The sequence below is a fragment of the Ornithinibacillus scapharcae TW25 genome (genome assembly GCF_000190475.1).
Classification (GTDB): Bacteria; Bacillota; Bacilli; order Bacillales; family Amphibacillaceae; genus Ornithinibacillus; species Ornithinibacillus scapharcae.
Genome location: NZ_AEWH01000033.1, coordinates 1 through 9443, shown reverse-complemented (window position 1 = coordinate 9443; position 9443 = coordinate 1). Strand labels below are relative to the sequence as shown.

Annotated in this window: 11 protein-coding genes; 8 read left to right on the top strand and 3 right to left on the bottom strand. The window is 35.2% G+C overall.

The genetic code is table 11. The features are described 5' to 3' along the window. The first annotated feature begins 233 nt into the window (after positions 1-233). The 7 genes from G5W_RS0108000 (at position 234) to G5W_RS0107975 (ending at position 6655) form a co-directional block, all read left to right on the top strand. Complete coding sequence (locus tag G5W_RS0108000; protein WP_010095683.1) at positions 234-1355, top strand: ATP-binding protein; 1122 nt, start codon at positions 234-236, stop codon at positions 1353-1355. Positions 1356-1605: 250 nt separating this feature from the next. Continuing rightward, a complete protein-coding gene (gene acnA / locus G5W_RS0107995; protein ID WP_010095682.1) occupies positions 1606-4314 on the top strand; it encodes an aconitate hydratase AcnA in 2709 nt (902 codons plus the stop codon). A gap of 146 nt (positions 4315-4460) precedes the next feature. Then, positions 4461-5060 (top strand): TlpA family protein disulfide reductase, encoded by a 600-nt coding sequence (locus G5W_RS0107990; RefSeq protein ID WP_010095681.1) that lies wholly within the window; start codon positions 4461-4463, stop codon positions 5058-5060. 192 nt (positions 5061-5252) lie between these two features. Further along, positions 5253-5411 carry an FbpB family small basic protein gene (locus G5W_RS23220; RefSeq protein ID WP_010095679.1) on the top strand — a complete coding sequence of 53 codons (159 nt, stop codon included), beginning with the start codon at positions 5253-5255 and terminating at the stop codon, positions 5409-5411. A gap of 153 nt (positions 5412-5564) precedes the next feature. Continuing rightward, complete coding sequence (tlp, locus tag G5W_RS0107985) at positions 5565-5792, top strand: small acid-soluble spore protein Tlp (RefSeq protein ID WP_010095677.1); 228 nt, start codon at positions 5565-5567, stop codon at positions 5790-5792. 132 nt (positions 5793-5924) lie between these two features. Next, complete coding sequence (locus tag G5W_RS0107980; protein WP_010095675.1) at positions 5925-6353, top strand: acyl-CoA thioesterase; 429 nt, start codon at positions 5925-5927, stop codon at positions 6351-6353. After that, on the top strand, positions 6353-6655 hold the full coding sequence (locus G5W_RS0107975) for a hypothetical protein (protein ID WP_010095673.1): 303 nt from the start codon (positions 6353-6355) through the stop codon (positions 6653-6655). Before G5W_RS0107980 ends, G5W_RS0107975 begins: the two co-directional genes overlap by 1 nt. Positions 6656-6658: 3 nt before the next feature. Here the strand turns inward: G5W_RS0107975 and yidD are convergent, their stop codons facing one another. From yidD to plsY, 3 genes are all read right to left on the bottom strand, one after another. Continuing rightward, positions 6659-6901, bottom strand: a complete 243-nt coding sequence (gene yidD, locus G5W_RS0107970) for a membrane protein insertion efficiency factor YidD (RefSeq protein WP_010095671.1) — start codon at positions 6899-6901, stop codon at positions 6659-6661. 27 nt (positions 6902-6928) lie between these two features. Further along, on the bottom strand, positions 6929-7846 hold the full coding sequence (folE2, locus tag G5W_RS0107965; protein WP_010095669.1) for a GTP cyclohydrolase FolE2: 918 nt from the start codon (positions 7844-7846) through the stop codon (positions 6929-6931). 82 nt (positions 7847-7928) lie between these two features. Then, positions 7929-8510, bottom strand: a complete 582-nt coding sequence (plsY, locus tag G5W_RS0107960; RefSeq protein WP_010095667.1) for a glycerol-3-phosphate 1-O-acyltransferase PlsY — start codon at positions 8508-8510, stop codon at positions 7929-7931. 323 nt (positions 8511-8833) lie between these two features. On the opposite strand from plsY, the gene G5W_RS0107955 reads away from it, so the two are divergent. Then, the gene (locus tag G5W_RS0107955; protein WP_010095666.1) at positions 8834-9247 is read left to right on the top strand and encodes a CoA-binding protein; all 414 of its coding nucleotides are present in this window, start codon (positions 8834-8836) and stop codon (positions 9245-9247) included. Positions 9248-9443: the final 196 nt, after the last annotated feature.

The window sequence follows — 9443 nt, the reverse complement described above, 5'->3', positions numbered from 1 at the left end:
AAATGTAATTTACAATAAACCTAAATTTTTTGTTTGTAATTATATGTAACAATAATGTAATTTTACTATGAATGAGTTAAAATAATTCTGATAAACTTATTACTTTTACTATTTATGTATGCTAATATTATTATAATAATAGTTTAACATGAAAACAACTTTCATATTTGGATAAAATATTACATATAGTATTATTACTTACGCGATAAATTTGTAATAAAGGGGCAGATTCGATGGAGAAAGAACCAAATAAGTACAATATACGACAACCTTCAACTGCAGCTATCACCCCTTTTGGAAACGAATATTCCTTATCTACTAATCAAAGCTTATCAACTTTACCAAACTTTGTTTTAGACTGGATTGACCAGAATAGTAACGAGTTCTTCTCAGTTTGGAACGAGAAAGGAAAAGGAGAATATTTTTCTAAAGCAGTTGAAAACATTCTCGGATACGAGCCTGAAGATTTAATAGGGAAATCATTCTTGGACCTTATTCTTCCAGAAGATTTATTATACATACGAAAAGAGTTTAATAAAGAAACCTTTACGAATCAAACGTTTAACGTACATATCCTGAATTTCGATCAAAAATACATATGGTGTGAATGTAAAATCGCTAGACTAATAGTTCCTAATCACGGGAAAATCCTCTATGTATGCACTATTCGAGATATAACAGATAAAAAAGAAACTGAGGAAATGATGGTTCGTTCGGAAAAGATGTCCATTGCTGGTCAATTAGCTGCTGGTATTGCGCATGAGATAAGAAATCCGTTAACATCCATTAAAGGTTTTCTTCAATTGCTACAGGCCGGGGTTAATCGAAAAGATGTATATTATAAAATTATGATAGACGAAATTGAGAAAATGGAAACCATTACATCGGAATTACTATTTATTTCAAAGCCACTTACAGATAACAAGCAACAGGAATCGACATTAGAGATGGTTAAAGATGTTATAGAACTTCTCAAGCCTCAAGCAAAATTGAAAAATATCATACTAGATATTATTGGGGAAGACCAATTTATATTCTGTGATAAATCACAGATCAAACAGGTTCTAATCAATATTATTAAAAACGCAATAGAGGCAATGGACGAACCTGGTAAGATTACGGTGACGATAGTTGAATTAGAGGAAAACATAAGAATTGATATAGTGGATGAAGGTCCTGGTATAGATGAAGAAGTGATACATAAGCTAGGCGAACCATTTTTCACTACAAAACAACAAGGAACTGGGCTCGGCTTGATGATTACCAAGCAACTATTAGAAAGACATAATGCTCAATTAGAGATTTTACAAAACGAAGGTAAAGGAAGTACATTCCGGATTATATTTCCTAAATAGCAATCATATTGATACTTAAGTTATAATTAACAGAGAAAGTAATCCTAAATTCTGTATAAGTAAAATTTATCACCTTGCATAACTTTTTCGTATAGTAAATCGAGTATGAAACAATTGTTTTATACTCGATTTTCCTTTAAGATGAATATTGTAGAGAACCATAGAATATGGAAAGTTTAATGGGAACTTTTAAATCTATTTTATGTAACCATCCATTTCTTGGGGAAATAGAATGAAAGGGGTTTAACAAATGGGAGAGAACAACGCATTCAATGCAAAGAAAAAATTCGATCTAAACGGGAAAACCTATAACTACTATCAATTAAAAGCTTTAGAAGAAGCTGGCCATGGTAAAATTGACAGACTACCATTTTCCATTCGTGTACTTTTGGAATCACTTGTACGTCAGTATGATGGCCGTGTAATTAATGATGATCATGTAAAAGCATTAACAAAATGGGGAACAAAAGACGGAGAGGGTGTCGATGTACCTTTTAAGCCTTCTCGCGTAATTCTACAGGACTTTACTGGTGTACCAGCAGTAGTAGACCTAGCATCTTTACGTAAAGCAATGGTTGATTTAGGTGGTAAACCAGAACAAATTAATCCAGAAGTACCTGTTGACTTAGTTATTGACCACTCTGTTCAAGTTGACCAATATGGTACTCCAAGTGCTTTAAAAGCAAACATGGATTTAGAATTTAAACGTAATGGTGAACGTTATGAATTTCTTCACTGGGCTCAGAAAGCATTCGATAATTACCGTGCTGTTCCACCGGCAACTGGTATCGTTCACCAAGTTAACTTAGAATATCTTGCAAATGTGGTTCACGATGTTGAAAATGAAAACGGTGAATATGATGCTTTCCCAGATACATTAGTAGGTACAGACTCACACACTACGATGATTAATGGTTTAGGTGTACTTGGATGGGGTGTTGGTGGAATTGAAGCGGAAGCAGGAATGCTTGGTCAACCTTCATATTTCCCACAACCAGAAGTAATTGGTGTTAAATTCACAGGAAGTTTTCCACAAGGAACAACTGCAACTGACTTAGCACTTAAAGTAACGCAAGTACTTCGTGAACGTAATGTAGTTGGTAAATTTGTAGAATATTTTGGACCAGGATTGCAGGATATGCCATTAGCAGACCGTGCTACCATATCTAATATGGCTCCAGAATATGGTGCAACTTGTGGTTTCTTCCCAGTTGATGAAGAGGCACTAAACTACTTACGTCTTACTGGGCGTAGTGAAGAGCGTATCAAATTAGTTGAAACATATTGTAAAGAAAATGACCTTTGGTATTCTCCTGATATGAAGGATCCAGAATACACAGAAGTTGTCGAAATAGACTTATCAGAGCTTGAGCCAAACCTATCTGGACCAAAACGTCCACAAGATTTAATTCCTCTTTCTCAAATGAAAAAGGAATTCAATAAGGCAATTACTGCTCCTCAAGGGAACCAAGGATTTGGTTTAGATAAAGCAGAGTTTGATAAAGAAGTATCAATCAAACTAGCAAATGGTAAAGATACAGTAATGAAGACGGGCTCGCTTGCAATTGCTGCTATTACATCTTGTACCAATACATCTAACCCATATGTTATGTTAGGTGCAGGTTTGCTTGCTAAGAAAGCGGTTGAAAAAGGCCTTGAAGTTCCAGCTTATGTGAAAACTTCATTAGCACCTGGTTCAAAAGTAGTTACTCGCTATTTAGAGGATGCAGGATTAATGCCTTATCTAGATAAATTAGGATTTAGTTTAGTTGGATATGGTTGTACAACTTGTATTGGTAACTCTGGACCACTACTTCCAGAAATTGAAGAAGCAATTGCTAATAATGACTTAACTGTTGCATCCGTATTATCTGGTAACCGTAACTTTGAAGGTCGTATTCACCCATTAGTTAAAGCTAACTACTTAGCATCGCCACCACTAGTAGTTGCATACGCTTTAGCGGGAACTGTTGATATTGACTTAACCAAAGACGCTATCGGTACAGATGCAGATGGAGAGCCAATCTACTTAAATGACATTTGGCCGTCTATGGAAGAAATAAAGAAAGAAGTTAACAGTGTTGTTAATCCAGAAATCTTCCGTAAAGAGTATGAGAATGTATTCAGCTCAAATGAAAAATGGAATGAAATCAACACTACTGATGAACCTTTATTCGAATGGGATGAAGATTCAACATACATTCAAAATCCTCCATTCTTTGAAGGATTATCAAAAGAAGCTGGTAAGGTAGAAGCATTAAATAACTTACGAGTAATCGGAAAATTTGGTGACTCTGTAACTACAGACCATATTTCACCAGCAGGTGCTATCGCGAAAGATATGCCAGCAGGACTTTACTTGCAGGACAAAGGAGTTTCACCTAGAAACTTTAACTCTTATGGTTCTCGACGTGGTAACCATGAAGTGATGATGCGTGGTACATTCGCGAACATTCGTATTCGTAACCAAATTGCTCCAGGAACAGAAGGTGGTTACACTACTTACTGGCCAACTGGAGAAATAATGCCAATCTATGATGCTGCTATGAAGTATCAAGAAGAAGGAACTGGACTAGTCATTCTTGCTGGTAAAGATTATGGTATGGGATCATCTCGTGACTGGGCTGCGAAAGGTACAAACCTACTTGGAATCAAAATGGTTATTGCTGAAAGCTTTGAACGTATTCACCGTTCTAACCTAGTTATGATGGGTGTACTACCATTAGAATTTGAAAAAGGTCAAAGTGCCGAAAAATTAGGTTTAACTGGTAAAGAAACATTTAATCTAGAAATCGGAGAAAATGTTAAACCACATGACCTACTTAAAGTAACTGCTACAGACGAAAACGGAAAGACAACGGAATTTAAAGCTGTAGTTCGCTTTGATAGTGAAGTGGAAATTGATTACTATCGCCATGGCGGTATTCTTCAAATGGTATTACGAAATAAATTAGCTTAATAGTGACAGGCTCCTTAGGGGGCCTGTTTTTTTATTTTCGTGTATTTATGACATCTATATGAACGATAGGTTAATTTCTTTATTATTTTGGGTAAGATTGTATACTATAAACATAGACAAGTACATATTATAGGGAGTTTTCAAACATGATAAAGAAGATCTTTGGTATTGCAGTACTCGTAGTATTAGGAATAGTGTTGGTCATAAATATTTTAGATAAGAATCAGGCTAGTAAGGAAACCCAAGGACCTAACCTGGTAGATGTTTCTGGTGATACGTCTGTAGAGGGCGTCACTATTGTACCACCTGACTCAACCGGCATAAGTAAGGGGGATAATCCGCCTGATTTCGAATTGCCATTATTAAATGGAGAAACAGTAAAGCTTTCCGATTTAAAAGGAGAAAAAGTTCTTATCAATTTTTGGGCAACTTGGTGTCCACCATGTAAAGAAGAGATGCCGGAAATGCAAAAGTTTCATGAAGAGTATGGTGATGAAATCAATATAATAGCTATAAATATTACCGGATCGGAACGTAATAAAGAGGCCGTACAAAACTTTATTGATAAATATAATTATACCTTCCCAGTTGCACTGGACATGGATAACAAAATTACCGATGAATACATGGCTGTTACGATTCCTACTTCCTATTTTATTGGTACAGATGGTGTCATACAAGTTGATCAAAAAAGGGGTCCCATGACATATGATTTCATGGTTGAAATGATGAACTCCTTACAATAGCAGTCTAGGAAAAACCGATTGAATTAAATTTTGCAAAAATTATTATAAAAAAAGTAGAATTGGTAATACTTCCTATTAAACGATCAACTACCAATGGAGTTATTATCCAGGTAGTGAAAATTCGGGGCAATAATTGGTGAATCTTAATATACGCATGTATCTTTCAACCAGTTATTTGCAGAAATTAAGGGAGTGATTACCATTTCATTAAAGAAACGACTTACATTTGATGAATTGGTTCAATTGAACCGCCAACAGATACTGGAGGATAAGGAGATATTGAACCGGATCGAGGATAATTTGGAGAGAAGAGCAAGAGAGTTACTTATTGAAAAACGCAAAGAAGCATAATACGATTCGGACGCCTCCATTAATTGTAGCCATATTAGTACAATTAATGGAGGTTTTTTCTATTTAAAACCTTCTTTATCTGTATAGTTATGATTTATTATCAAAAAATAACAATGCCACTGGGCAATAACCTTAGAAAAGGGAGGACATCACATGACTGAAAAATTTCACACACCAAAACCTGATGACCGAAGCGATAATGTAGACAAGCTTCAAAATATGATTCATGATACCATTGAGAATATTGAAGCTGCACACGAAACAATGCAGTTTGCTTCAGGTGAAGAGAAACAAAATATAATAGAGAAAAACAAGCGTCGTGAAGAAGCTATCGAAGGATTCCGTTCAGAAATTAAAGATGAAGTACGCGAAGAACAATAGTTGTTTAACCTCAAATCTTTTTAGATTTGAGGTTTTTTAAGCTTATAGAAGCCATGCCCAAATGGTTTGTATTCTATTTTATTCTATGTTTGTTCATATGGTACACTTAAAGTGGAAAGTGAGGGGACTAGCATGACTCATATCGTAAAATCTCCCATTGAAGTTAGATATCAAGAGACAGATCAAATGGGAGTCGTGTATCACGCCAATTACTTAGTGTGGTTCGAAATAGGTAGGACAAAATTTATTGAGGATTTAGGGCTGAGTTACATAGAAATGGAACAAAATAATGTTGTTTCACCGGTATTAGATGCACAAATTTCATTTAAGCATCCTGTAAAATATGGTGATAAAGTATTTGTGGAAACTTGGATAGAAGAATATGACGGATTACGAACTATGTATGGTTATCGAATTGTAAACGATAAAGATGAAGTAAAAGTTAGTGGAAGAACCAAACATGTGATTGTAAAAAAAGATAGTTTCAGACCGCTATCACTGCGAAGATCATTTCCAAAATGGCACGAGTTGTATCTGACATGTTTGGAAGGTGAAAAATAGTGGCATTTGGCTTAAAGCGAGAAGAAGTGAAAAAATGGAAGGAATACGTCGAAAATGGGGAAATTGCTTTTTTGACCCATTATTGGTTAGATGACCGTTTTCCTGGGTGTACAACGGTTACAAAAGTAGGTTGTAATAACATAGAACGCTTAATAACTTGGGGAGAACAATATAATTTGAGTTCTGAATGGATTCATATGGATGAGAAGTATCCTCATTTTGATTTATTTGGAAGAAAGCAAATAGAAGTGTTAGAAAAGGAAGGTCAATTAGAACAGTTACATCGATTTAACTTAAAATAGCGCTCAGGACTCCTGAGCGCTATTCTTATCTTTTTTTTCTGGAACATAGTCTACACCACCCGGGTGAAAGGGATGGCATTTGCTAATCCGTTTAATTGTCAAATACCCGCCTTTTATCGCACCAAACCTTTTAACTGCCTCAAGTCCATATGCTGAACAAGTTGGATGAAAACGACATGTAGAAGGGGTATAAGGACTAATTGCTGCTCGATAAAATTTAATAATTCCAATTATAATATATTTCATCTTAGTACCCCTAATTCATCTAGAACATTATTGTTTATCATAGCTGATTGTTGCAATCGCGTCATGCATGTGGATTGATTCTTCGTTCTGGCATGTTACTTTAAATTTTTTAATAAACGGAAGTTCATATAAATCTGCCGCAACCAAACGAGCCATATCTTCCACAAAACGAGGATTCTCATATGCTTCTTCGGTTACCATTTTTTCATCGGGTCTTTTCAATACAGGGTGTAATCTAGCACTTGCATTACTTTCTGCAGCTTCTAGTAAAGCCATTTTCCAATCAACAGATGATTCATCGTAGTCTTCGGTAAAGGTTACCTCCATGGATACTTTACCTCGCTGGTTGTGTGCGCTATATTCACTAATCTCCTTCGAACATGGGCAGAGAGTTGTAACGAATACCTCCATGCCTGCTGCAAGCTGATAGCCACTTTCTTGATCAAAAGCTACTTTAATCTTTAAATCTGCGTGGTTTAGTCCAGCAATCCCCGAACTAGGACCTTTGCGTTCATAAAACCATGGAAACTGTATTTCAATTTTGGCATCTTGTTGCCCAAGTCGCTCTGATAGATCTTTCGTAAATTCTTTTAATGAAGAAAGCTGCGTGTGAAAGCCGTTATGACTATATATGGTAAGTTGCTCCATAAAACGGCTCATATTTGTACCCTTACTAGTTTGTTGAATACTAGATGTAAAGGTAAAAGATCCAATACTTGTCTGTGTCTTAGGTTCTAATTTACTTTGAATAATTATCGGGTGTTTAACTTTTGTTATTCCTACTGCATCTAGTTTAAATAAGAAATCTTTCTGTAGATTTTGAAGATCTGCCATTTTATCTTTTTCAACAGGTTTATTCTTTGGACCTGGATCAACCGAGCCGAACAGTTTATGTCTTTCTTCTTTTGTTGGTAGTTTTTTTTGCGGTATATCATTCGTATTCATGTTTATTTCCTTTCTGTTCTACATGTCTTCTCATATATCAAAGTATAAGCTATTAGCGATTTTTATTTCAATTATACCGCTTTTACATCCATTTAATTTTTGGCTCTGTTTTATTGATGATCCGCTTTATATTCGCAGTGTGTCTATAGATTACAAATAGTGTTAATACACCAAGAACAATCATAATACCGATATCACCAAAAAAGATTGAAACAATGAATGACACGACACCCGTTATCATAGAAGACAACGATACATATTTAGATAGTTTTAAACTTAATAAAAATGTAAGTACCATAATCCCAAACAGGAGAGGATTTACACCTAAAATGATTCCTCCGGACGTGGCCACTGCTTTGCCACCTTTAAAACGTGCAAATATAGGATACGTGTGACCGATAACTGCAAAGATACCAATCGCTAATCGATAGACATCAGCATCAAATAAAAGTGGTAATAGGGTAGCTACTGTTCCTTTGAAGATATCTGCTAATGTAACGATGATACCTGCTTTTACCCCTAAGACTCGGAATGTATTGGTTCCTCCTAAATTTCCACTGCCATGTTCCCGTATATCAATCTTATAACCGATTTTCCCCACGATTAACGCAGATGGGATAGAACCTAAGAGATAAGCGATTATTGCAAACAAAACATATTCCATATAGAATCCTACTTTCGTTTTTAGTTTGACAAACAATACCTTTTACCAAGACTTTGACTGTCTAGGATTTCGGTGCTGTTAAAATCTTTCCATACTAATTTTTGATATGTAAATCTATTTTAACACGGACTAATATTAGAAGGTACTAATTTTAATTAGAACAGCTAACGGATGCACTCTTGGTATACTGGGATGCCAGTATAATCTTATGAACCTTGCAGTAGGTCGTATATTACGTATGAGATAGACACTTATACTGATTTTTGGGAACAACCATGATACACTTGTATATAGTATAAATCCTGAAGAAGGGAGCAAGATTCATGCAAAATCCGTCTAATGATCAAATAAGAGAGATATTAGAAAATGCAAAGACTATAGCAGTAGTTGGTCTTTCAGATAATCCTGAGAAAACATCTTACCAAATATCTAAAATAATGCAAGAAGTTGGTTATCGAATCATACCTGTTAATCCTATGGTGGATGAGGTGTTAGGAGAAAAATCCTTTCATTCGTTGGCAGATATAAATGAACCCATTGATATTATAAATGTCTTTAGAAGACCTGAATATTTGCCAGAGGTAGCAAGGGATGCTGCTCAAACTAATTGCAAGGTCTTTTGGGCTCAACAGGGAATAGTTAATGAAGAAGCAAATGATTTTTTAACAGATAAAGGGTTCACTGTTATAATGGATTTATGTATTAAAGTAGCACATGCGGTACTAGTAAAGAGGTAGTCTAAGAAGGATGGCATTTGCCATCCTTTTTATTATGTTATGTTAGGAGGTGTGAAACATTTACGCTTCTAAGTTTAAAAATAGTAGTATAGCAAGGGAAATAAATAGGTACTGCTACTAGAACTTACTATACATTTTAAAAAAAGTTAGTAGTATACTAAGTAAGATATTGTTTAGTTAACTATAATATAGATAC

Coding starts and splice junctions, on each gene's coding strand:
- G5W_RS0108000 (WP_010095683.1), top strand. CDS start 234: ATGGAGAAAGAACCAAATAAGTACAATATACGACAACCTTCAACTGCA.
- G5W_RS0107980 (WP_010095675.1), top strand. CDS start 5,925: ATGACTCATATCGTAAAATCTCCCATTGAAGTTAGATATCAAGAGACA.
- yidD (WP_010095671.1), bottom strand. CDS start 6,901: ATGAAATATATTATAATTGGAATTATTAAATTTTATCGAGCAGCAATT.
- tlp (WP_010095677.1), top strand. CDS start 5,565: ATGACTGAAAAATTTCACACACCAAAACCTGATGACCGAAGCGATAAT.
- folE2 (WP_010095669.1), bottom strand. CDS start 7,846: ATGAATACGAATGATATACCGCAAAAAAAACTACCAACAAAAGAAGAA.
- acnA (WP_010095682.1), top strand. CDS start 1,606: ATGGGAGAGAACAACGCATTCAATGCAAAGAAAAAATTCGATCTAAAC.
- G5W_RS0107955 (WP_010095666.1), top strand. CDS start 8,834: ATGCAAAATCCGTCTAATGATCAAATAAGAGAGATATTAGAAAATGCA.
- G5W_RS0107990 (WP_010095681.1), top strand. CDS start 4,461: ATGATAAAGAAGATCTTTGGTATTGCAGTACTCGTAGTATTAGGAATA.
- plsY (WP_010095667.1), bottom strand. CDS start 8,510: ATGGAATATGTTTTGTTTGCAATAATCGCTTATCTCTTAGGTTCTATC.